The sequence below is a fragment of the Thalassotalea sp. PS06 genome, assembly GCF_007197775.1.
Classification (GTDB): Bacteria; Pseudomonadota; Gammaproteobacteria; order Enterobacterales; family Alteromonadaceae; genus Thalassotalea_A.
In genome coordinates, this window is record NZ_CP041638.1 from 3123047 (window position 1) to 3146256 (window position 23210).

The window sequence follows — 23210 nt, forward strand, 5'->3', positions numbered from 1 at the left end:
TCGCTTCTCCCCTTTACAATCTCTCTCCCATTCCTGTTTTTCTGTAAAAAAATCCGACATAAATTTGTCTTATTGAGGTCACGTGCTAGATTAAAAGTAACAACAATAACGTTTGGTGTAGTGTTAATGATTAACAGGAAAATCATAGGGATATGTCGCAAAGTAACCGTGGTTGCTTTGTTGTTGTGTCCGTTCGCCTCCAATGCTGAAATCCCCCGCTCGCCCATCCCTTTTTACGCCGGTGTTGGCCTGGGTTCCAGCAGTTACGATTACCCCAACAATGACCTTGAATCCAGAAGCGTCGACAAATCTGGTTTTTATTATCAATTATTTGCCGGCTACAGTTTCAACGAATATTTCGCCATTGAGGCGGGTTATGCCGTTTTAAGTGAACTTGAAGAAACCATCGAGCAGGAATTTGCGGGCACTACAGATCGCAATGTCGAACTGTATCGCGACTCAACCATAAGTGTTGACGGCTTTCGCCTTAACCTGAAAGGGTCTCTGCCAATAAATCGCCATTTTAGTCTTTACGCTAAGGCTGGATTGTTTCGTTGGAATTCCGATCATGACACGGTTTTGACGGTTAATTATTTTGATCCTGAAATAGAAGATATTGACCGCAGAGAATCTGTTTCCGATAGCGGAACCGATGGCCATTACGCTATTGGCGTTGAAGGAAGAAGAGATCGCCTGAGTGTTTTTATCGAGCACGAATTATACGAAACCGAAACTGAAAACATTTATGGTGTGAATGTTGGCATTCACTATGTTTTTTAGAGCTACTCCCACCGTTACCTCTAAAACCGCTGGTAAATCGTAGAAAATTTCAGCAATCAATGTGACATCGCTGGCAAAACCTTGCCAGCGCTACCCGACTTATCTAAGATGCTCCCATTGACGGTATCTACCGTTCAGCCCCCCTTATAAATACTGGCGTCACTGCCAGAACTCAAAGATTCGTTTTCAAAAACTCGGAATATTCCTATGAAGAAGTTCTCAATGAGCCTGGTAGCGGCTTTATCTCTGTGCTTACCTCTAACGGCTAACGCCAATGTTCAACTTGGTTTAGGTATCGATAAGGGGCTTGGCATTAGTGCTCAAATCGATAATGTACAACTTTTTGCCGGCAATGACGGTGTAAGCCTGGATTACAAATTTGAGCAAGGGACATTCAAGCAAAATGCGCCGTTTTCCTGGTACATTGCCGCTGGCGCCTATGCCGGAGAGCATGACTATGGTCTGCGGGTTCCTTTCGGTATTAAATTGCATTTCGCCAAAGGCTGGCATCTCTATGGTCAACTGGCACCGCAGTTAGAAATGCACGATGATGACCATCGCAACGATGACGATGAATTACAGTTCGGTCTTAGCACTGCCATTGGCGTTCGCTATAGCTTCTAGTTCCAGCCATCGCTAAAGATAATAAAAAAGGGCAACTCAAGTTATGAGGCGCCCTTTTTTAAAACTTTTTTAATGATGCTAACAATAACTAAAATCGAAAACCAATAGACAATGCCGAAGCAATTGCGCTGGTATCGATTTCTGCAAAATCTTCATAATCTCCGGTTGAGCGCAGCGCCAGAGTTAAATCGATTGTAACCGCAGGCCAGTGATAACCGATACCACCATTTAACTGGAAACCCGAAAAAGATTCGTCAAAGTCAGTGCCACTGACTTCCCAGGTTTCCCGATACACACCGCCGCCAATATAGGCTTTAAAACCTTCGCTTAATAAACCGGTGCCGTAATAACCAAGGATATCGAATCCGTCATTTTCCAGATCAGACCAATCATCGTGTTCTAGCGTGTAATAGTTGAAACGAGCTCCGACATTATCGTTAAACGCATAAGTCGCGTTAAGTAGTAACCCTGAAAAATCGTCATCCTCGTAACCTGAGTCATCGGCACTTATGGTTAGAGCGTAACTACCAATACCCAGGGAATAGGGTTTGTCATCGGTCATCGCCTGTAGCTTGAGACTGAAAAATAATGAGAAGACTAACAGCGTAGCGCTTCCTGCTTTTAAGTATGTCATCCTTAATTCCTTGTAAAACTTAATTCTATGGAAAGCTCATTAAAAATCAGATAATTGCACAAGTAAACAATTATTTTCAGGATTAATATCGGCGATAAAAGCAACAGCAAATACTAGGTTTTAAAATAGATCACTGATAGGATAAGTCGTTTATATACAAAAAGGAGAAGTTATGACAACTGAAGTCACACAAGCAAATGAAGAAAACGTATTTGAAGCACCGCAGGCAGATTTGGGTGTTCATTCTGGTAACAAGCCCATTTTGGAATTTAAGAGATTCTCTGCGTGGGGAGTATTCCTACTAGGTATTGTTACGTTAGGCTTATACTACATCTACTGGGTATACAATCGCTCACAAAAAACTAACGCCCTGAGCCAAAACAAGAAAGCGAGTCTTATCTCGATTTACATCGTAATCGCGTGTTTGATAGGCCTTATCTCACTTCCATTTGTGTTTGTCGACCAACAAACAATTGCAAATGCAGAAGGCATAATAAACCTTGTATATTTTATCGCTTGGATTGTCGCAATCTTTTCACTGAGAAGTGCGATTGCAGAAATTATCAATATGAGCGGTGAAGATGCAGAGCCCGTTTACCTAAACGGTATCCTGACATTCTTCTTCAGCGCGATTTATATTCAATACAAAATCAATGAAGCGATAGACAACCAGTCTTAATCCACTTTTGAAGAGGGGCGATTTAGGCCTTAAACCCCTGGTCCCCTCTCTATTAATTTGTCTTCGTGATTCACATCTGCAACATCCAAAAGATCAAGAAAAGTGTTGCCAGGGCAATACTGACTTTTCTATTGGGCTTGTATCTTTGCAGTAGAAAATAAATAACGCCCATGAGGCGATTGATTTTCAAATCTAAACAGCAAAAGAGCTCCATCGGAGCTCTTTTTATAGCATACCGCTGTGTTTGACGCTCAGATAGGTATTTATCACGTAAGGCAATAACCGCTCTGGAGAGCACTCCACACAGATAATCCCCTCTTTCGTCATACGCTTAATATGAGCCTGGTAGCGATTTTTAATTTCAATCGCCGAACAATAACTGTCAGCATCAGAGATATGACGAATCTCACTGTCTAGGGCTTCCCGTAACGCCTGGTTTTCTATATTCACCAATGCCACAAGATGGTGGCGCTGCAAACGCTTCAAAGCCGGCAATAAATCCTTAGCATTTTGATCATCAATGGTGGTCACCATAAGCACTAACGAACGCTTAGTATTTTTCTTTAGTAGCTGATTAACCGCCTGCTGGTAATCGCCATAGCTCTGGTCTGGATACAAATCATAAAAATGATTCATTACCCGGGAAACATTTTGCTCGCCTTTTACCGCTTCCAACCAGCGTTCCTGCTGGTTAAAGCTTTGCATACTGAACCAGTCGCCCTGTTTGAGGACGGTATGGCCCAGCATAAGCAAGGCATTTAACGCGGCATCGAAATGACTGCCGGTACTGGTTTCAACACTCATTTGCTGGCCCGCGTCCAGCATCACAATAATGTGTTGGTTTTGCTCTTCCTGATACTCTCTGGCAATTAACTTTTGCAGCTTACTCGACGACTTCCAGTCAATCTGACGAATGGAATCGCCCTGACGATATTCGCGAAGGTGATTAAACTCAGTACCCTGCCCACGTTTACGCATGATCTTCAGGCCATCGATTGGCAGGTTGCTTACACCTTTTAAGCTATGCTGTTGATTGACGCGACGAAAATCAGGATAAACTTTTACCGTTTCAACCGTATCCTGAAGCCATAAACACTGCCATAAACCAAATACCGAACGAACACACAACTCAGTGCCGCCAACATTATGATCGCCGCGTTCATTTGGCTTAATCCTATATTTCAATTTAGTACGTTGATTACCTTTTAAATAAAAGCTGTCGTTCTTGTGCTCACCACTGATACTGGGATCTAAATGATCCCTGACCTGCAAGGTTAATCCGCTTGCCGAGTTATTAGCGACACTAAGCTCGATATCGTACCAACGTTGAAAGCTCAGATTATTCGGTAACGTCCTGGCAATGGTCAGATCCGGCGCCCGGTAACTCACCCAAAAATCAAAACCAACGAGGATAGCCAATACCAGTGCCGCACCCACATAGTATGCTCCGAGAACTTCAGGCTCTGGCAACAGGATTAAAGCCGCAACCAAAACTGCGCTGATTAAGGCAAAGAACTTAATCAGCTTAGGTTCTGGGCGTACACCGGTTAATTTCATACCCGAGGCGCTTCCACGCTTGCCAGGATCTCTTCAATGACCTGATTCTTATCAACGCCCTCGAGTTCCAATTCGGCTGACAGGATCAGTCGATGACGTAATACGTTCGGTGCTACAACCTTGATATCATGAGGAACCACATAATCGCGATTATTCATCAAGGCATTAACTTTCGCAGCTTTCACAAGGTTGATGCTTCCGCGCAAACCAGCGCCATGCAAGACACCATGCCAGCTTCGGGATTTACGAACAATTTCTACTGCATAATCATATAGCTGCTCATCAACCAGAACATTACTGACCATGGTCTTTATCTGCTCAATCTGTGCAGGTGTTATAACCCGCTCCAAAGATGTGACTTTTTGCTCATTACTCTTTACTAAGGTATTAAGTTTCAGCAAAGCCACTTCATCTTCAAGGGCAGGAAAGTCGACTTCGATTTTCATCATAAAACGGTCTAATTCTGCTTCTGGCAGCGGATAAGTTCCCTCTTGGTCGAGCGGGTTCTGAGTGGCTAGGACAATAAATGGTGAGTCGATTTTCAGACTTTCACCATCTAAGGTAATTTGTTGTTCCTGCATCACCTCAAGCAGTGCAGATTGGGTTTTTGCCGGAGCACGGTTGATTTCATCGGCTAACAATACGTTGGTAAAGGCAGGCCCTTTTTTGGTGGTGAACTCACCTTGTTTCATATCATACAAGGCATGTCCAAGCACATCAGAAGGCATTAAATCCGGAGTAAACTGTACCCTGGCAAAGTCAACATCAAGACATTGAGCGATGGCGCGCACTAGTAAGGTTTTTCCAAGTCCCGGAACACCTTCTAATAAAATATGACCACCAGCGAACAATGCGGTTAACACATTTTCAATTACCAGATCCTGACCAATCAGAACTTTGGAAATTTGTTGTTTCACCGCCACAATTGACTGGTGAGCTTGTTCTACACTTAGCTCTTCGCTGATAACTTCACTCATAGTTTTTCCTTCAATGCTTTAAATTCCTGGGTATAACGTAACCGGGAAATATCGTCTTCCGGTACGGTTTGGGTAATCAATTGCTCTATTTGCTCGGCATTGATCCCCGTGATTTCCTGTAAAATCCTTGTTTTTTCTGTAATTTCAAGCTGGCTAAAACCGGGCATTCTCGGCTCCATTATCGAATCGATATCGGCAACCAGGGCCTGATGTAAAATTTCCGCTTGTTGGTGTTTGATTAAAAATCGGCTCATCGCCTGCAGGTGTTTGTTAAACAACGAATCCTGTCCTTTGCCACTGATTTCAATCGAGCCAAACCTCACCAGTCCTCGCCATACAATAAATATCAGGGTCAATAACATCACGATCACGGTTAACCAGGACAACTTCCAGAGACGCTCAAACCAACCTGGTGAATACAGACTCGGTAAGTAGAAAATACGCTCGTTACTCGCCGTCAGCCAATCCAAAAACAACCCGTGGTCCAAGTGCAATAACCCATGGTTTTTAATCATATCCAGGTTAGTGACATAAGTGATGTAGCCATCGCCCCAGGGTAAATCACAAAGCACCACACCTTCTTTTTCATCACGGGAAAATGCATCGCCGCCACAATCGGTGATTTCAAAACTGGAATATAATGCTAATGACATTGGATAGTTCTCCAATGACATCGTCATATTGGCTTCGGGTTCGTTATAGATGTTTAAGCGATTGGTAAAATCCGGGTCTTCGGAATGGCTAATGCCTACTTCCGGCTCCCACAATAACGCATTGTATTGTAGCTGCTCACTGTCTCGGCTGGGCGACACTTCATAGACCAGATGCCCACCTTCCCGCACCCAGACCAGTAAATACTTATCTACCGACGGGTACTCCAATATACTGTTTTCATTAATGATTAAGGTTGAATCTGGAACCAGCATAATGCCGCGATCATCAATAAATTTGTCTTTCGCATCAAGCTTGGTTAACGATTTACCTTTGCTTTCTAAAAACAATCGGGCTGCCAGCATCGGGTCTTTTTGCGCTTCGCTATTGAAGCCGACAATCACTTCCTGTTCTTTCCAGTCTAAGGAGTAAATATACAGGCCAACAAGAACCGACAGGACGACCAATAAGCCGATAATAAAATTAGTTTTCATAAGCACCCTCCAGCTCTGGCAATTGCTCGAGAGATTGAATTAATTGCAGCAGTTGCGATGGTTCAATTTCCCGGTGCGCCCAGGCCTTAGCCATCCACAAAGAAAACAGATTTTGCATCGGCAGCCAGATTTCTTTCGGAAAATGCCCCTTAATAGCCGACTGACACTCTGGTTCGGTCATCGATTGCGACAACAACTCAGGGGCGAAGTGACTGACATAATTCAACGCGTGCTTAAGCAGATAAATTAACGACTGACGCTGCCTACCTTGCTCTGCTTCCAGCTTGGCGGCCGCAAGTAAATCCTCGGGCCAGTGCTTGGTTTCGATATCCTCAAAAAAATCCGGAACTACCACTTCGGGCTTTTTAGGTTTCACAGCCTTATACGGTGTAACCCGTGCATTATCCTGTTTCTGATACATCTGATATAAGCGATACACGACCCAAAGAATGAGCCAAAGAACTAACCCATATAACAACCACTGCACCGCGGGAGCGAATATTTCCAGCCATGAAAACATCGACAAAAATGCTATCAGCCAATCTGGAGGGCCGGAGTCGTCAGATTTTTCTTCTTCATCAAGTACATAAGTTGTCTCGCGCTGAATCAGTTCATTATCTTCATAAATCTTCAGAACTAAGGCTCGGGTTTCTGTGGCCTTGGCGCTATCCTCACTGCTGCTATCGGTATTTTCTGCAGCAACGGTCGATGCTTCAACCTCGGTTGATTGCGTCTCAGCAGCCATTACAGTCGTTGGCGTAGGCACCCACATCAGGCTTGCCACGAAAATGGTCACAATAACTTGTGATAACCGATGAACTAACTGTTTAAAGCCAAGTTCGATATCCCAGGCTTCCAGTTTAATTCGGCTATTGAGATACATCATAAATCCGCCACAGACAAACCAGGGAGCGATTACCGATACCGAAAAAACATACATCCAATAATAAATCTGCTCATAGATAATATTGCTCTCAGTACCTGAACCAAACATATCTGCAAATGGGTCACTGGATGGCACAAAATAAAACACTAAGGTGAATAACGCGAACAGCAGGATCATTTCCAGATGCACCGCGAATAGGATCCAGGCTACCTGATTATTCTCTGTCCGAGCCAACAACAAGGTTTTACGTTTTTGTCGGGTGTCACCGGTTAATAACTCCAACTGTTCGACACTTGCAAGGTAGGCGCGATTTGGACTCAGGCGCAACCAGGTAAGCATACCAATAATATCGATGAAACGAAGACGCCTTAAGACGCCTAAATTCTCTTTGGTTGACGTCGGCTGAGAAAATGCCCGCTTACTTAAAGAATCCAGAAGCGGACGCTCCATCAGCGGCTTTAGCCACCAAAAGATAAGGCTTGCCCAGGTCGGATCAAATACCAGAAATAAGATCAGCGCTAGCGGCACAGCCTGGCATAAATATATTTTCCACAGGGGCCAGAAGTTGCCACGATAAAACTGCAATGACAGGTCGAAAACCTGCCAGGGATTTCGTAATCGGGGAACAAATGCGAGGCGATTAATCTGCATAACGACACCCCCGATACAATCGATATAACACCCAGAACCAGCCAATGGTGCCGACGATAAATTTCACTTCTACAGGGAGTTCGCTGCTTGACCAGAACGCCTCGACAAATGCAGCAATCAATAGCATTACAAAGGCGCCACAGATCAGTGGCAATACCGAGGCTCCGGCGATTTTGATCGCCTCTTTTCGTGCCAGTGCACCGGGATTCAGGATCGAGAAACCTATTTTACATCCAGCCGCCCCAGCGATAACAATCGCCATCAGCTCAAACGAGCCATGACCTATAACGAATGAGAAAAACGGTTCGGTATAGCCGACATTAACGATATGGGCGCTAATAGCGCCAAAGAAAAAACTGTTGAAAAGCAAAGGAACAATGGCGCCAATGCCAAGCAGCGCTCCGCCACCGAACATTTGAAAAGCGATACCGATATTGTTGTATACATAGAATCCGAACATCATCACATCGGTTCCGGCGCCGCGTTCACCGGTTTGCACATCCCCTGACGGGTCATACATGGCTTCAAGTTCGTTGACCTGCATAGGATCAACAAACCAATAAATATGATCCGGAGCCAGTAACACCCAAAAGAAGGCGATTAACCCTAATCCCCAGAAAGCCAGCGTGCTGCCAAGAATGAACAGGCGGTTATCATATAAAGATCTCGGGAAGTCCTGAGTAAAAATCCGCAGAATTTGTTTAAGACTAAAGCCGTTACTCTGATAGAGATGCTGCTGACCTTGTTGTACCAGGTGATTTAAACGTTCAATCAGCGCTGGAGAATATTGTCGGCTTCTCGCTAGCGCCAAATCGGCACAAATTTGGCGAAACTGCTCGGGGTAATCTTTAACCTGATTGGCGTTTTCAATATTAAACTCGGAAAATTGCTGCCAGCGCGCTTCATTTATTCGCACAAAGTGATTTTGCTTCATGCTTCCTGCCCCATAAAATATTGCGCATAACCTTTCAACATATCGACTGCCTGCTGATCACTACAGCCAAGAATTGGTGCCAATACATTTGCCAGCTCCTGCTGACGCGCCGCGGAAAGGTCTTCGCAGCGCTCGGCGAAACTGATGATAAGCTTTTGTTCTTCGGTACTGAGCGCTTTAGTTGGTGCCAGAGGCTCAATTTTTTCACTGAACAGCCCTAATTTGTTCTGCTCTGAAAATATCACCATAGTGCCGGATGCCCAGTCTCCAATGCGTTTAAATTCTTTGCCAAAGACCATCACTAACATGCCAAGAGCATAGGCAAAAGGAAAAGCGTCGGCGGGTCTGAGAAGGTTCCTGAGGATGATTTGTTCGATTCTAGGCGGCAGGCCATTGTCCTGAACGACTTGTAATTTATAGCGTTTTTTACCTGGCGTCTGACCATTTTTGGCTTCGAAATAGATATAGTAGCCCCAGCTGACCACAAAAAAGGCGATCAACAACAGACCTTGCCCGGCATCACCGAGGAAAGCGAATATCATTCCTAAAACAAAAAGTATGATGGCGCGGAACATAAAGTCCCACATATAGGCATATGCTCTGACAGCAAGACCTGCCGGCTCTAAGTTGATACTTACGCCTTCGGGTAGCCTTTGGTAGATTAGATTATCAATTCCTTGATACTGCATTTTACATCGTTATTATTTTCCTGAGCCGAAAATAATGCGCTAAAAAACACACAGATGCAAGACACAGCCGTGGACTACATAAAATGCAAATGCCGCTCCGAATTCGAAGCGTTTTGGTCACTCTATGCTTCTGGAAACTAGCCAGAGAAATCGCTTCTGGCGCTTTTTACCGGGTTGGTTTCGCTTATTTACGTCCCAGATTCCCTGTAGTATCAGGGAATGACTTGAGGTTTTTTGCTGTTTCTTCCACCAGTGCAGCTTACCTCATTAGGAGCGACGTTTTTTTGTCGCGTGTTAAGGGAGTTTCAACTCCCACTTGTCGCACTTTAGAGACATTCGGCTCTCGCCAGGATTCCCTGTAGTATCAGGGAATGACTTGAGGGTTTTTGCTTTTTGCTAGGAACAGCGTGTACTCGGAGCTGATGACATCAGCGTACTCGAAGTGGCGTTTTCTGCCACGTGCTAGGAACAATCTTTGATTGTGTACTCGGAGTATCGCTTGCGATACCTACTAAGGGAGTTTCAACTCCCGTTCTACACCTTTGAGACACTCGTCTCTATCCAGAGATACCGTGCAGTATCACGGCATGACTGGAGTCTAGATGCTTTTGTTTTTGCTTTTTGCTTTTTGCTAGGAACAGCGTGTACTCGGAGCTGATGACATCAGCGTACTCGAAGTGGCGTTTTCTGCCACGTACTCGGAGTATCGCTTGCGATACCTACTAAGGGAGTTTCAACTCCCGTTCTACACCTTTGAGACACTCGTCTCTATCCCGAGATACCGTGCAGTATCACGGCATGACTGGAGTCTAGATGCTTTTGTTTTTGCTTTTTGCTTTTTGCTTTTTGCTAGGAACAGCGTGTACTCGGAGCTGATGACATCAGCGTACTCGAAGTGGCGTTTTCTGCCACGTACTCGGAACAATCTTTGATTGTGTACTCGGAGTATCGCTTGCGATACGTACTACGGGAGTTTCAACTCCCGTCTCATTTCAACAACGGATGATCCGCAGGCAATTGATGGCTTATCCATTTAACCAAGCGCTTTTTCATATGAACGCCATTTTCCTGTTCGGCAGGTAAGGGGATCACCAGTTTATCGTTTACCAGCAAGCGATAAATGCACTCGACTTTTTGATCAAAAGAGTCGGTCGGCCCAAAGCTTTTATAGCCTCGATTATTGGCATAGGCCTGGCCAACAACCAAAGCTTTTTTCAGTAGTTCTTTTTCGTTCTTTAATTTTTTCATCACGTTGACTCATTGTCATCGAGTAATCGTTTCTGGTGAAGGCGATTAACAATTAATCCAAAACCAATAGCAATTATCGCTACCCCTAATAAACTTTGTATTGAAGCCGCCAGCTTCACAAACCAAAAATTCGGTGTAATGTCACCATACCCTAGGGTAGTAACGGTTACCACACTAAAGTAAAAGCATTCAAGAAAATACAATCTTCGTTTTTGAGTCAGATAGCGGGGAAAAAACACACTCTCTGTCGTTTGCACAGCCTGCCATTTAAGGGCAGGAGTCACCGGCTTTCCATAGCTCACCGCGACATCCTCGACTAACCCATCGATGCTTTCAAAAATGGAGTGTTTGGTACCATTAAAACCGCGGGTATCATTCGGGTAGGCGATGTTTTTATATTGCTCTGGCAGGTTTTGATAATGATGATATTCATTCATGTAGTGGCGATAGTCCGCCAGTGAGCTTATCAGGTAATAGCCAGCACTAAAGACAATAATGGTTGAAAGGTACGTCGCTGCCAAGTCACCTAATACCCGGTTTTTAACATTTTGCTGAAACAGGTAAACGAAGATATATATCAGCCTGACAATCCAAATCAGCAACACCCCGTAAAATAAACCAGAGACAATATAGCTAATCCATTTCGGTAGGCGCTCTTCTTCCTGAGAATATATCACCATGATCTCCAGGCAAAGAATAAATACCGCAGCCAGCAACAATCCTGAGGACAATATTTTTGCCCAGTTGGGAATAAGATTGCGAATGTCGCTGATCGGCAAAGCGTGCCCCTTGAACGCAAAAACTATTTTAAATGTTAGTTGTCAATGCTATATCGAGCCATTGATTTTCTTGAGTTTTTCAAAATTCTCTCCAACACTGAAATAGTGTTAATTCAAAGGCCATTAAAGATGCATCAACCCTCCCCTATTATTTTGAACGAGCCGACCCCAAAACTTAGCGATGTCGACTTCAGCAAAGGTATTATTGAAAGTAAAAAAGAATATCAACACGAATTAAGTCACTGGCAAAAACGCTTACTGGCCGTGCAACAAGCGTATTTTCATCAAGGCCGACGGGTGATAATTGTCCTTGAAGGTTGGGATGCCAGCGGTAAGGGAGGATTGATTCGTCGCATTACCGAACGCCTCGATCCTCGAGGCTTTAGAGTCTACCCGATTGCCGCACCGAGCAAAGAAGAACAGGGACGGCATTATTTGTATCGCTTTCAAAAAGCCCTGCCACCGCCTGGCCGCATCGCCATTTTCGACCGCTCTTATTTTGGTCGGGTTTTGGTTGAGCGGGTTGAAGGTTTTGCTTCAGTGCAAGAATGGCAGCGTGCTTATCAGGAAATCAATGAATTTGAGCGGATGTTAATTGATGATGGTGTTCGTATTATCAAGGCCTTTATCCACATTAGCCCGGAAGAGCAATTGCAGCGGTTTAAAGAGCGATTACAAAATCCGGTGAAACGCTGGAAACTCACCGAAGAAGATATTCGTAACCGCGAAAAATGGCCGATTTATGAACAAGCGATCAATGAGATGTTCGCTCGAACTTCCACCGAACACGCACCTTGGCATTTGGTCAACGGTAACCACAAGTGGTATGCCCGGGTTTCTGCCCTGAAAGGGCTGGTGTTGTTACTGGAAAGAGGCGTGGATACTTCCCCGCCTCCCATTGATCCTGACATGGTGCAATGGGCCAAATCTCAGTTAGGTATGGACTAAATAGAGCGTGTTGACCTTTGCAGGCCGAACTTTGTTCAATAAAAGTCATCTATAGTAAAATTCTAGAACCCAAAACCACAATTATTTTAAGAAATGTAGAATTGAATTCTTCGAACAGCGTTTGTTTTGAACCTGACCTGCGTTTTTTCTAGTTACCGTACAATAAGTACGCTAATTAGAAAAAGCCTTGCCCATATCCCAAACAATTCGCTGCAAAATTGACCTCGAAAGATAAACACGCTCTAGTGATTCAATCTAGCGCCAGCAATTTTCGTCCATAACTTTGCCGCGCCATGGGTACCACCACATCTGGATAACGCTGACAAACCACATATAGGCAGATGCCAGGGTATAACCGATACCACCGATAATGGTGAGCCAGGCAAACAGTGGATTAATTTTGGTGAGCCACCAAGACAACACATCCAGCATCAAAAAGGCAAAAGGTGTGACTACCACCAGAGTTTTTAGTCAGGTGGGAATGCCCGCAGCCAAAGAGAAAATCTTAATGAGAATGAATTCACTTGCGATTATATTCCCCTTCAGTGACACTGGAGAAAAAGGAGGATGACTATGACATTAGGTTACTGGATTGATTTTATTATTTTTTTGTTAATCGGATTAGCCTTGATATCAATATCCAGAGGTAAGTTAATCGATTTGACCTCGATGGGCCTGGAGACTGGTAGCGGTCCGATGCGCTGGTTCAAATATATTGGCATAGCATTAATCATGTTTCAGATGTTTGAACTCATCATGCTCATCAGCAGTTAATAAAAAATCCCGTAATAAATAGCCCCCACCTCTCTCAACCCTATCGGTTTGGCTAGCATTTGTGTCAAACTAAATACTTAGTAAAGATAAACACATCGGAAACATTGTTATGTCCCTGGAGAACGCCCCTCAACATGTTCAATTGGCGGTGGATTTAATTCAGTTGCTGGAAGAAAATCAGGTTTCACCACAAACCGTGTTAGACGCGTTGGAGTTAGTCAAAGCGGATTATCAACATAAACTGGATTCACAATCCGATCACTAATGCCATACCAATTCAGCCAATAATTGGGTATGTTATAACAAGTTAACAATAATAATCTGGCGGACTCATGAAGACCTGGCTTAATGGACTAAGACTATTCCTTATCTTTATCCCAGCTATCTGTTTTGCCAATTCCGGCAATATTTACAAATATACGTCGAAAGATGGCGTGGTTACTTATTCCGACAAAGAGCCGCCGAGCGGCCCTTACACCTTGTATCGCTCTGAGTGCTACGCCTGCAGTACTCAATCTCAAGTTAACTGGTATAGCACCCGTTTAAACACCAAAGATTACAGCCAGGAAATCATCTCGGCCAGTGCCAAGTACCGTGTTGACACAGCCCTGATCAGAGCCGTAATTCATGCGGAATCTCATTTTGATCACAAAGCCATTTCCAAACAAGGTGCTCAAGGCTTAATGCAATTAATGCCGGCAACGGCTGAATCACTTGGCGTTAACAACGCGTTTATTGCTAAGCAAAATATTGATGGTGGGGTTCAGCATCTGGCACGGTTACTGAAGAAATACCGCGGCGATATTAAACTGGCAACGGCTGCCTACAATGCTGGTGAAGGCAACGTTAAAAAGTACGGCGGTATTCCACCGTTTACCGAAACGAAAAACTACGTTGAACGGGTGCAAATCCTGCATCAGCGCTATCGAAAAGCACGGGCGTAATAGCAACTTTCATGCTGACACAATCGCAAATTCAAACCCAATTGAACCAATGTCACTGGCAAACAGAGCGATTGGTTATTCGTAATTTCATTGGCTCGGATCTCGCTACAGAGCTGGCGCATAATAAAGATCCGCGAATTATGCAGTATATCGCCGATATTGAAGACGATGCTGCGCTTGAGCAAAAAGTAAAAGATTTTCTTAACCCCTGGCAATGTGAAGATGGTAACTGGCTTGGCTTAGCGGTTTGTGTTGAAGATCAGGCTGAGTTCATTGGCATGGTATGTCTGAGGTTCGAGTCACTGGAGTTTGGCCGCGTGGAAATCGGTTATCGGTTCCATCCCGATCATCATGGCAAAGGCTTTGCGATTGAAGCGGTTAAAGGCTTAGTCGATTGGATATTTAATCAGTGCCGGGCGCAAAAAGTTCTCGCCTACTGCGTAAAAGACAATATTGCTTCTTATCGTTTGATGGAAAAATTGGGGATGCAACAGGAAGGTTGTTTACGCCAGCACTCCACCTTAGGCGGAGTGTGGCATGATGAACTGGTTTACGGATTGTTAGCTAAGGAATGGCCTGCTCACTCGGGCGATTAACGATCCTTTGTACGGGCTAGCCTGAGGAAAGACATCAGCAAGTTGCTGACCGTCTAATTGCCAATGTTGGGCCAGCATAGAAGCTATCCAGGAAAAGGTGTTAGACGTAGGCGCTAGATCCCGGCCCTGAAACTGCTGCTGTTTCGCGAGTCCCGGCCATTTACCCAGCACCTTGCCACCATCTACTGCACCACCCGCCATAAACATACAGCTCGCGGTGCCATGGTCTGTACCTAAAGTGCCGTTTTCTCTGACGGTGCGACCAAATTCCGTCGCCATTATCACCACAGTATTTTCCCAGTAATCACCCAGGCTTTGTTGTAATGCAGCTATGCCTTCATTTAACTCAACCAGGTGCTTATGCTGACGGCGAATTTCATAGTTGTGGGTATCCCAACCGCCGACTTCGAGCATCGCGCAATCGGTTCCCTGATCATTGGCAAGAATGCGGCCACATGACTTAGCTAAATCCACAAATCTGCCACGGTTATAACCACTACTTCCTTCATTGGTTAACTGCCTCAATTCCATACCTTGCGCCAGACGTTTACTGAGCAGCTTATCTGACTGATATAAATCCTGAAGCGCATCAAACACACTGGCATCAGCGCTATGAAACCGAGATGGATACCAGGTAGTGACCTTCTCATAACCGCGAAGACTGATAGGCACCGAATTGGCAACGGCAATAGCTTTATTGACTCTTGAGGCCGCAGCGCGACCGAGCCAACCGGTATCGGCATCAATGTGAGCCAGACCACTTTCTAAGAAATCCTGACCATCAAAATGCGAACGCTCTCCAAACCCGGATGAAACCGCATTAATGACCAAGAGTTGCTTTTGTTTATACAGTTGATGCATGTATTGCATGGCAGGATGAAACCCAAAGCCATCATCAATTGCCAGCAGTTCATCTTTCACCGCCGGATAAAGGTTCGGCCGCATCTTAGCTAATTCAGGCTCAAAAGTGGGCACCACAGTATGCAATGAATCCAGAGCGCCACGCATAATCACCCAAACCAGTTTCGCCGGTTTGTTACTGGAATTAGAATTCAGTGCCAGATTATTCGCCGCCAGTAACGGCGTATGTATGGTTGCCAGAGATGCAGTTAACGCTTTGATAAATTGTCTACGGCGCATCGTTATCTCCTTTGAAATTCCGGGCTCATGAGCAGCAGCGTCATTGCTACATCACGACTTTCAGCGCGACTGACATGGGCGTAGGTATCATGGCTTATGGTACTCCCTAACGTGGTAGCCATTAGTGACACCGGGTCGATATCTTTCGCCCGACGCGCCATCTCACTGGACCATTCAATTCTTGCCATCAACGCACTGGCGCCATCCCAGGTCTGTTGGACATCGCCAAATCCCGCGGGAGAGCCCGCTTTAAAAGGTGCCTGCCCGAGTGATCGCATGGTCGAGAAATACTGCCCCTGCTTAACCGATTCCACCCCAAGCCCACGTAACGATGAATACACAAAATCTCTGGGGCTTTTGAATTTTACGCTTTTATGCTGCCAACTCTCTGGATGATGAATCAGTGCATCCATAACCTGGGCAATATTGCCGCTCGATTCCATCCAACGTTTTTCCAGTGCTTGCAGCAATTCAGTGGATGGTTCATCACTTACGAAGTGAACCGCTAATTTGCGGGTAATGAATTTAGCCGTGTTTGGGTGGGCTGCTAAATCTTTGAGCATCGCCTCGCCTTGTTCAATGCCTTTTTGTGAATAGGTTTTCCCTAATAAGGTACGAGCGCCCGGCTCATGCCCATAACTTCGATATTTAAATCCGGTGGTATCTTTATCGAGCGGCTTTTTCACACTCCAGCCGGTGATACCTTTAGCCAGTTCAATAACATCCGCCTGGGTGTAGCCACCGTCAACGCCAAGGGTATGCAGTTCAAGGATTTCCCGGGCGAGATTTTCATTAAGTCCTAGGCGACCGTGTTGAACAAAAATGGAATTCGGACCAAAAGACTTTTCATTATTCAGATATATCAACATCGCCGGATGCTGGCATACAGCGATCAGCATGTCGGTAAAAGAACCGAGTAAATATGGGGCAATGGCTTCTCTTTCCAGTGTTGCCGCAAGTGCTGTCATGCCCTGGGAGCTCGCTGATACGCTGAAATGATTGGAAAAGAAATCAAGAAGGCGCCAGCTTACACCATGATCGGTGGCTAAGGCCTGATTAAAGCTATCAGTAGCAATTTGCCGATAGGTGGCTTGGAAATAGTTACCAGCAGGATCCATTAAATCATCAGGAATTTCGCCATCCTCTTGCCGTTTTCCTGCATCGAGCAATGCTTGTCGCTTTTTCCGCAACTGGCGGATGTTAGCGAGTTCTATAAGGATTTCAGAAGAGTTGGGTGAGCAACTCGCCTCAAAGCTTATCGGTTTAAGATTATTCATCACCCACCCTTGCGGGTTGGCTGAAGCGGCTTCCAACTCTCCGGATTTGGCACCGATGCCAAAGCGATTTGCTGCGATAGCCGCGCCGTGACTGGGGTTTGCATTATCGACTGGTTGCATAGCTTGTTTCGTATCATCTTGCCTTGTTAACTGGATTGTCTGCACAAGTACTTTACATCTCTACTCGCGCATAGCTGGGCCGGAATTAATTTTCCTGCCACTACTATTAACTTAGTAGTGATCATAGTCTTTGCCAAATCTCGCCATTCTGTGCAGACTATACTTATTATTATGTGTTGTACTTGCTCACAAGCAGTTCGATAAAAAGGTAAGCATATGAGACATTTACCATTAATCAGCAAAAGTTTTCTAAGTGCTCTGGCAATTCTATTCACCTTGTCAGGGTGTAGCACCAGTAGTAATGAAAGTGCCGAAGAAAAGCCGGTCGATCCTCGCCAGGGTAAAGAAGTGTCTCAGGTTTGCTATGCCAGCTCGTTAGATCGCTGGAGTACCTTGGACAGTGAACGCAAGGCGCTGCTGATATATCCGCGATCAAACAAAGCCTATAAGCTCACATTATCAGGCACTTGCGACCCTCAGTGGGCTTTCACACGCATCGCTACGGTGCAACGTATGGGCTCCAGTTGTTTATCCCGAGGCGATAAAGTGGTTACCGATATCAATGGTGGTATGGTAGATAGCTGCATCATCACCCGCATCCATGAATGGCATCCAGAAAAAAGTAAAGACAATTCCGATGTTCAAGACGGTGAAACTGAGACCGAGGATAACGAGGAAGCAGCTGAGGAAACCTCAGAAGATACTCAGCAATAAGCTCCTTAATAAAATGGGGTCAGAGTCATTGAAATGACTCTGACCCCATTTTACATTGGCGACTAATCGAATAACGGAATCGTATCTCGAGAGAAGGTTTGTTTGAGTACAACCGTAGATTCAATGCTATCGATGGCGGATATTCTGCCCAGCGATGTCTTTAAGAAGTGCTCATAGTGGGCAAGATCTTTGGCAAGGATTTTTAGCAAATAATCATAGCTTCCGGTGACTACCGAGCACTCTAAAATCTGCGGCAAAGAGTGCATTGCCTGCTCAAATTCCTGAGCGCGGTCGAACGAGTTTTCGGTTAATCGCACCTGCGCATAGATCAACACCGTATAACCCAACGACTGCGGATCCAGCGTTGCTCGATACCCTTGGATAATCCCACTGGTCTCCATTTTCTTTACCCGCCGTAAACACGGGGTATCTGACAGGCTAACCTGTTCCGCAAGCTCAGAAATTGCCATGCGGCCATCCTGTTGCAATGCGGCTAAAATCTGTCGATCTTTAATATCCAACGCTCATCACCTTACAAAAAATACAACTGTAGTGAATTTCACTACAACTAAATAGATTTATAACTATATTTATCACAAAAGACGCATACATCAATCTAATTTTGTTGCATTTCACTGGCAAAGCTTTGTTAGCATGCCTGTAATTACAACATTTAAGGATCTCCCACTGTGACTGCGAATACCCGCGCCTTCGATCGTTGGATACGAAATGAATTTTGCCAACTCAATTCCGACCTGGAAACGCTTTACTGGCAACAGGATGACAGAGCCAATGTCGAAAACATTGGCGAAGAATTAAAACACAGTTTGAAAAATCAGGGTCAGGAACTGATTGCCACCCTATTAGCGGAAGGTAATACCGATGAAGGCTTTGATAACGCCTTTAACCTGCTCGGCAATGTCGGGCTTTACATGGCCGCCTGTCGTCGTCATGAAATTACCGAACCGTCACGGGAAACCGTATCGCCGCTTACCGAAGCATCGGCGCTGGCGATGCACATTGGTGCGTCTATCGGGGTAACACCAAGATTCGCCACTGCTCACCTGACAACCCACAACAGTGCCGTCGATGGCACTTATAAGCGATTTACCGATTTACACGATGAAGCGTTGTTTCTCGATTACAACACCAAAGGTATTTTGGCTTATAAACGCGCTGCCGATGCGTTGTTGAAAATTCAGCCTTTAGGAATCAGTCATCCAATTACCGCCGATTTGTTAAAAGTGGCGAAACAGGCGTTACAGGATGTGCTCGACTCCAACCAGATATTATTCGAACAACTCGATACCGATCGCTTTTTCTATTGTGTTCGTCCTTACTACAAACCTTATCGAGTCGGTAAAGAAGTATACCGCGGCGCCAATGCTGGCGATTTTGCCGGTATCAATGTTATCGATATGCAACTTGGGCTTTGTTTTGCCAATGAGCCTTCTTATTCGCAAATGCTTGTCGACAAGTTTCTATATATGATGCCGGAAGATCAGATAATTCTGCGTGACTGTATGCGACGTCCAAGTTTGATGGACGATTTTCTTGAGGCAAAAAACAGTCACCAGCAGTCCTGGTATCAGGAAAACCTTGCGCTGTTCCTTGACGTTTGTAAATTGCACGGCGAAACGGCAATTGCCCATCACAATCAATTGGTGGAAAAATACATTCGCATTCCTTCGCAATCTATGGTGCAGCAACATATGGAGAAAGTTACCGCATCGGGACCACCATTGCCGGTATTGTTAGATGGTTTGGAAAAGCTTCGCGACAAACGATGTGCAGCAAAACGCAGTGATATTCGTACCCGCTTTCAGGATATCGAATTCCTGAAATCAACTCTGGATAACAGCTAAAGGGATAGCCGATGAGCAAACAGGACTTTCATTTACCGCAAGGTACCTATCTGCTAAATCATAGCGTTGGCAGACCGTTAAAAAGTTTACAACAGGGCTTTGCCCAGAGTTTTCTCGCGCCCTGGCAACAGGGTAATACTGAGCCCTGGGGCCAATGGTTAGGCATCATCGACGATTTTGTTAATCAACTAGCGGATTTATTTAACTCCAACGCCAGTCAGTTTTGTCCGCAGGTAAATCTATCGTCGGCGCTGACCAAGCTTTTGCAATCCTTACCGCAGTTAAACAAACAGGGCGTGGTAATACTCATGGCGGAACAGGATTTCCCAAGTATGGGGTTCGCCGTACAAAAAAGTCTGCCGAGCGCAGATATTCGTTTTATCCCAAAAGATCATGACATCACTGATGCGAATGTCTGGGCGCAGTACTTAACTGCTGATATTGATTTAGTGTTTGTCTCCCACGCCTACTCTAATACTGGCCAACTAGCACCAATTTCCGACGTCATTACCCTGGCTACAAAAGTGAATGCTCTTTCGATATTGGATATTGCTCAATCCGCTGGAGTTATCCCGCTGGATCTGCAAACCCTGCAACCGGACTTTATGATTGGTTCGAGCGTGAAGTGGTTATGTTCAGGATCCGGGGCTGCCTATTTATGGATTAACCAAGAACACATCGAACAATGCGACCCCATAGATGTCGGCTGGTTCTCCCACGAAAACCCGTTTGAATTTGATATTCATCACTTTAAATATCACCCAACGGCTAGGCGCTTTTGGGGCGGCACACCATCAATCGCACCCTATGCTATCGCCGCCCATACTTTAACGTATTTCAATCAGTTGACCTCAGACAAGTTGCGCGAGCATAATCAGAACATGCTAAACCATCTCTGGCAGCATCTCGCCGATTTTATTGTCTCTCCTGAACATTCGGCCTTGCGCTCAGGCACTGCAATATTGCAGTTTGCACAAAAGCAGCAAGCTGTTTTAGACAAACTTGCGGCTCAGCAAATCGCTGTCGACAGCCGCGCTTTGGGAATTCGCGTATCGCCTCATATATTCAATGACAAGGCGGATATTGAGCACTTCATTGATACCGTAAAGTCGGTAATTTAGTTAAAGACTTACCCCTGAATAAAGCGGCATGCACCCTTTGGATGTCGCTTGCGTTCAATCTAGAATAATCTTTCTATCGTAAGCAGGCGCACACTAAACCGTTTGTCCGTTCATTTCGTATATTCGTAAACACTCGACGAGACCACGTGATGAATATGAACACCAGCCACGCTAATGATGCCAATATTGAGCGCACTCAGCCGCCCTCATTGCTTTTGCATGGTATCGTTTTCAACATTATTTGGTTTCTGATCGTCATCATGCAGTGGGGCGCAGCCGCGGCTCTCGTAGCCTTAATCTGGTTTGCCTGCACCCCGCCTCGCTCAAACACTCTTAAATTGATCGTTAGCCTGGCCAGCATTGGAATCATTGCCGACTTCACCTTTATCAACGCAAATCTAATGGTGTTCAACGACACTACCATCAACCCACTTTGGCTTGGCGTTCTTTGGGTTTCATTTGCTCGCTTTGCATTTGTTTTCTTGCAGCACTGGCCCCTCCCTTACTGGCAGCTGTCGCTGATTTCAGCAATTTCAGGCCCTTTCAGTTATTTCGTTGGTCACCTTAATCAGGCGGTCATTATCCAATTGCAGTTATTACCTCAGGCAATTTTATTCGTTCTGTTTTGGGCATGCGTACTGCCCCTTGCTCTCTACAGCTGGAGGAAATTCTCATGATCACTTCCCTACGTTCTTCGCATCTGGTTGCATTCGCAACCGCTGTATCTCTGTTTACAGCATTGCCAGCTAGCGGCAATCAAATCGACAAGCAGAGCCGCAATGACATTCCCGATGCAGCAAGCGCCAACAACGCTGAAATTATGACGGTCACCAGCACAGGCTCTAGCACTAACGGGCAATGGCAGAAAGTCGGCGAGGCACAGCTGAAAGTATTGTTCTGGGACGTTTACCTGGCAAAACTGTTTACCCCGGATGGCGATTTTGAAAGTGCATCGGCAGGTATTGAGCATCCTTTACGTCTACACTTAACCTACTTCCTTGATATTGAGGGAGAAAAGCTGGCCGAAGAAACTGAGAAACAATGGCGGAAAATGGATTTTGAACATCCAGAGAATGCTGACTTCATCGAGAAATTGTCCGCAGTTTTTCCCGACCTAGAGGAACAGGATTCGCTTGCCATTGAAACCAGCTCGAAAGGGGAAGCGAGACTTTTTCACAACCAGGAGTTGATTTACGAATTTGCGCCTAGCGTTCAGGTGGACCAATTTTTGGCAATCTGGCTGTCGGATAGGTCGACTCGGCCGAAACTTATGAAACAGCTTACAGGACAAGCTCAATGATATTTAAGCTACCCCGCATCAACCAATGGAAAATTTCCGTCTTTGCACTTGCGTTTGTGACTTTGCTTTCAAGTTGCTCGCAATCTGTTCAGGAATATAAAGCGACTTCGCCTGCATTCACTTTAGAAGAATTTTTCGATGGCAACGTTAAAGCCTGGGGACTGGTTTCTAATTTCAATGACGATTTCGTGCGCCGATTCACCGTCGATATCGATGCCAGTTGGGAAGGTAACAAAGGCGTTTTGGATGAATACTTCGTCTACGATGATGGCGAAAAGCAATTTCGCCGTTGGGAAATCGAGCGCATTAACGATAGTACCTATCAAGGCAAGGCTGATGACATCATTGGTACGGCAACGGGTGAAAGATCAGGAGCTTACATTCGCTGGAAGTACAAAATGAATCTGAAAGTCGACGATAGCGAATACGAGGTTACCTTTGACGATCAAATGATGCTAATCGACGAAGACCACATGATGAACATCGCCAAAATTAAAAAATTTGGCATTACGGTTGCGACAGTAACCCTGTTTTTCGAGAAAGAACGCGGCTAGTTCGCGCTCTTTTCCCGCATAATTATTCAATTTCCCACATTTTATGGTGGTGTACGGTAGCGTGCTTCTTCCGTTCACTATCTACTCAACGACAATCACCCTCATCAACAGCTAATTAACACAAAAAACCACAACAAAACCGTATACATAGTTAGGCATTTAAAAATATCGATAAATATCAAAAGGATGGAAAACGAGCGATTTTCACCCAATTTTTGCACTCTGCAAATGCTACAAAATGCTACAAAGCAATGGTTGATGGTGGATATCTATG

Annotated in this window: 27 protein-coding genes; 14 read left to right on the forward strand and 13 right to left on the reverse strand. The window is 45.1% G+C overall.

The window, feature by feature from the left end; all coding sequences use genetic code 11:
* The first annotated feature begins 126 nt into the window (after nt 1–126).
* A complete protein-coding gene (locus tag FNC98_RS13740) occupies nt 127–780 on the forward strand; it encodes an outer membrane beta-barrel protein (RefSeq protein ID WP_144034876.1) in 654 nt (217 codons plus the stop codon).
* A 207-nt stretch (nt 781–987) separates the two neighbouring features.
* Complete coding sequence (locus FNC98_RS13745; RefSeq protein WP_144034877.1) at nt 988–1404, forward strand: hypothetical protein; 417 nt, start codon at nt 988–990, stop codon at nt 1402–1404.
* An 88-nt stretch (nt 1405–1492) separates the two neighbouring features.
* Here the strand turns inward: FNC98_RS13745 and FNC98_RS13750 are convergent, their stop codons facing one another.
* Nucleotides 1493–2038, reverse strand: a complete 546-nt coding sequence (locus FNC98_RS13750) for an outer membrane beta-barrel protein (RefSeq protein WP_144034878.1) — start codon at nt 2036–2038, stop codon at nt 1493–1495.
* Nucleotides 2039–2210: 172 nt separating this feature from the next.
* Between FNC98_RS13750 and FNC98_RS13755 the strand changes: the two genes are divergently transcribed.
* The gene (locus FNC98_RS13755) at nt 2211–2717 is read left to right on the forward strand and encodes a DUF4234 domain-containing protein (RefSeq protein WP_144034879.1); all 507 of its coding nucleotides are present in this window, start codon (nt 2211–2213) and stop codon (nt 2715–2717) included.
* Nucleotides 2718–2942: 225 nt separating this feature from the next.
* On the opposite strand, the gene FNC98_RS13760 is transcribed toward FNC98_RS13755, so the two are convergent.
* The 8 genes from FNC98_RS13760 to FNC98_RS13795 all read right to left on the reverse strand — a co-directional run bounded on the left by FNC98_RS13760 (nt 2943) and on the right by FNC98_RS13795 (nt 11583).
* Nucleotides 2943–4274 (reverse strand): DUF58 domain-containing protein, encoded by a 1332-nt coding sequence (locus tag FNC98_RS13760; RefSeq protein ID WP_144034880.1) that lies wholly within the window; start codon nt 4272–4274, stop codon nt 2943–2945.
* Nucleotides 4271–5251 (reverse strand): AAA family ATPase, encoded by a 981-nt coding sequence (locus tag FNC98_RS13765; RefSeq protein ID WP_144034881.1) that lies wholly within the window; start codon nt 5249–5251, stop codon nt 4271–4273. Before FNC98_RS13765 ends, FNC98_RS13760 begins: the two co-directional genes overlap by 4 nt.
* A complete protein-coding gene (locus FNC98_RS13770) occupies nt 5248–6396 on the reverse strand; it encodes a DUF4350 domain-containing protein (protein ID WP_144034882.1) in 1149 nt (382 codons plus the stop codon). Before FNC98_RS13770 ends, FNC98_RS13765 begins: the two co-directional genes overlap by 4 nt.
* Nucleotides 6386–7933 (reverse strand): hypothetical protein, encoded by a 1548-nt coding sequence (locus FNC98_RS13775; RefSeq protein ID WP_144034883.1) that lies wholly within the window; start codon nt 7931–7933, stop codon nt 6386–6388. Before FNC98_RS13775 ends, FNC98_RS13770 begins: the two co-directional genes overlap by 11 nt.
* The gene (locus FNC98_RS13780) at nt 7923–8867 is read right to left on the reverse strand and encodes a stage II sporulation protein M (RefSeq protein ID WP_144034884.1); all 945 of its coding nucleotides are present in this window, start codon (nt 8865–8867) and stop codon (nt 7923–7925) included. The genes FNC98_RS13775 and FNC98_RS13780 overlap by 11 nt, the downstream gene beginning before the upstream one ends.
* Entirely contained in the window at nt 8864–9556 is a 693-nt protein-coding gene (locus tag FNC98_RS13785; protein ID WP_144034885.1) for an RDD family protein, read from the reverse strand. Before FNC98_RS13785 ends, FNC98_RS13780 begins: the two co-directional genes overlap by 4 nt.
* Before the next feature lie 987 nt (nt 9557–10543).
* Nucleotides 10544–10804, reverse strand: coding sequence for a DUF5062 family protein (locus tag FNC98_RS13790; RefSeq protein ID WP_144034886.1), 261 nt, complete (start codon nt 10802–10804; stop codon nt 10544–10546).
* Nucleotides 10804–11583 carry a potassium channel family protein gene (locus tag FNC98_RS13795; RefSeq protein WP_144034887.1) on the reverse strand — a complete coding sequence of 260 codons (780 nt, stop codon included), beginning with the start codon at nt 11581–11583 and terminating at the stop codon, nt 10804–10806. Before FNC98_RS13795 ends, FNC98_RS13790 begins: the two co-directional genes overlap by 1 nt.
* Before the next feature lie 129 nt (nt 11584–11712).
* Between FNC98_RS13795 and FNC98_RS13800 the strand changes: the two genes are divergently transcribed.
* Nucleotides 11713–12531 (forward strand): polyphosphate kinase 2 family protein, encoded by an 819-nt coding sequence (locus tag FNC98_RS13800; RefSeq protein WP_144034888.1) that lies wholly within the window; start codon nt 11713–11715, stop codon nt 12529–12531.
* A 255-nt stretch (nt 12532–12786) separates the two neighbouring features.
* On the opposite strand, the gene FNC98_RS13805 is transcribed toward FNC98_RS13800, so the two are convergent.
* On the reverse strand, nt 12787–12990 hold the full coding sequence (locus tag FNC98_RS13805; RefSeq protein WP_221932891.1) for a hypothetical protein: 204 nt from the start codon (nt 12988–12990) through the stop codon (nt 12787–12789).
* Nucleotides 12991–13104: 114 nt separating this feature from the next.
* Here FNC98_RS13805 and FNC98_RS13810 point away from each other — a divergent pair, with 114 nt between their 5' ends.
* From FNC98_RS13810 to FNC98_RS13825, 4 genes are all read left to right on the forward strand, one after another.
* Entirely contained in the window at nt 13105–13305 is a 201-nt protein-coding gene (locus tag FNC98_RS13810; protein WP_144034889.1) for a hypothetical protein, read from the forward strand.
* 109 nt (nt 13306–13414) lie between these two features.
* Nucleotides 13415–13570 carry a pleiotropic regulatory protein RsmS gene (gene rsmS, locus FNC98_RS13815; RefSeq protein ID WP_144034890.1) on the forward strand — a complete coding sequence of 52 codons (156 nt, stop codon included), beginning with the start codon at nt 13415–13417 and terminating at the stop codon, nt 13568–13570.
* A 67-nt stretch (nt 13571–13637) separates the two neighbouring features.
* Nucleotides 13638–14249: a lytic transglycosylase domain-containing protein gene (locus tag FNC98_RS13820; RefSeq protein ID WP_144034891.1), complete on the forward strand. Its 612-nt coding sequence runs from the start codon at nt 13638–13640 to the stop codon at nt 14247–14249.
* Between the two features lie 11 nt (nt 14250–14260).
* The gene (locus FNC98_RS13825; protein WP_144034892.1) at nt 14261–14845 is read left to right on the forward strand and encodes a GNAT family N-acetyltransferase; all 585 of its coding nucleotides are present in this window, start codon (nt 14261–14263) and stop codon (nt 14843–14845) included.
* Here the strand turns inward: FNC98_RS13825 and FNC98_RS13830 are convergent.
* Entirely contained in the window at nt 14810–15985 is a 1176-nt protein-coding gene (locus FNC98_RS13830) for a DUF1501 domain-containing protein (protein WP_144034893.1), read from the reverse strand. The two genes, FNC98_RS13825 and FNC98_RS13830, sit on opposite strands and share 36 nt — an antisense overlap.
* 2 nt (nt 15986–15987) lie before the next feature.
* The gene (locus tag FNC98_RS13835) at nt 15988–17382 is read right to left on the reverse strand and encodes a DUF1800 family protein (RefSeq protein WP_144034894.1); all 1395 of its coding nucleotides are present in this window, start codon (nt 17380–17382) and stop codon (nt 15988–15990) included.
* Between the two features lie 216 nt (nt 17383–17598).
* Between FNC98_RS13835 and FNC98_RS13840 the strand changes: the two genes are divergently transcribed.
* On the forward strand, nt 17599–18096 hold the full coding sequence (locus FNC98_RS13840; protein ID WP_144034895.1) for a DUF6491 family protein: 498 nt from the start codon (nt 17599–17601) through the stop codon (nt 18094–18096).
* 62 nt (nt 18097–18158) lie between these two features.
* Here the strand turns inward: FNC98_RS13840 and FNC98_RS13845 are convergent, their stop codons facing one another.
* Nucleotides 18159–18617, reverse strand: coding sequence for an Lrp/AsnC family transcriptional regulator (locus tag FNC98_RS13845; protein WP_144034896.1), 459 nt, complete (start codon nt 18615–18617; stop codon nt 18159–18161).
* A 168-nt stretch (nt 18618–18785) separates the two neighbouring features.
* On the opposite strand from FNC98_RS13845, the gene FNC98_RS13850 reads away from it, so the two are divergent.
* From FNC98_RS13850 to FNC98_RS13870, 5 genes are all read left to right on the forward strand, one after another.
* The gene (locus FNC98_RS13850; protein ID WP_144034897.1) at nt 18786–19961 is read left to right on the forward strand and encodes a PrnB family protein; all 1176 of its coding nucleotides are present in this window, start codon (nt 18786–18788) and stop codon (nt 19959–19961) included.
* A gap of 11 nt (nt 19962–19972) precedes the next feature.
* Nucleotides 19973–21082 (forward strand): aminotransferase class V-fold PLP-dependent enzyme, encoded by a 1110-nt coding sequence (locus FNC98_RS13855; RefSeq protein ID WP_144034898.1) that lies wholly within the window; start codon nt 19973–19975, stop codon nt 21080–21082.
* Nucleotides 21083–21231: 149 nt separating this feature from the next.
* Entirely contained in the window at nt 21232–21759 is a 528-nt protein-coding gene (locus tag FNC98_RS13860; protein ID WP_185967981.1) for a DUF2878 domain-containing protein, read from the forward strand.
* Nucleotides 21756–22382: a chalcone isomerase family protein gene (locus FNC98_RS13865; RefSeq protein ID WP_185967982.1), complete on the forward strand. Its 627-nt coding sequence runs from the start codon at nt 21756–21758 to the stop codon at nt 22380–22382. The genes FNC98_RS13860 and FNC98_RS13865 overlap by 4 nt, the downstream gene beginning before the upstream one ends.
* The gene (locus FNC98_RS13870) at nt 22379–22936 is read left to right on the forward strand and encodes a DUF3833 domain-containing protein (protein WP_144034901.1); all 558 of its coding nucleotides are present in this window, start codon (nt 22379–22381) and stop codon (nt 22934–22936) included. Before FNC98_RS13865 ends, FNC98_RS13870 begins: the two co-directional genes overlap by 4 nt.
* Nucleotides 22937–23210 lie beyond the last annotated feature (274 nt).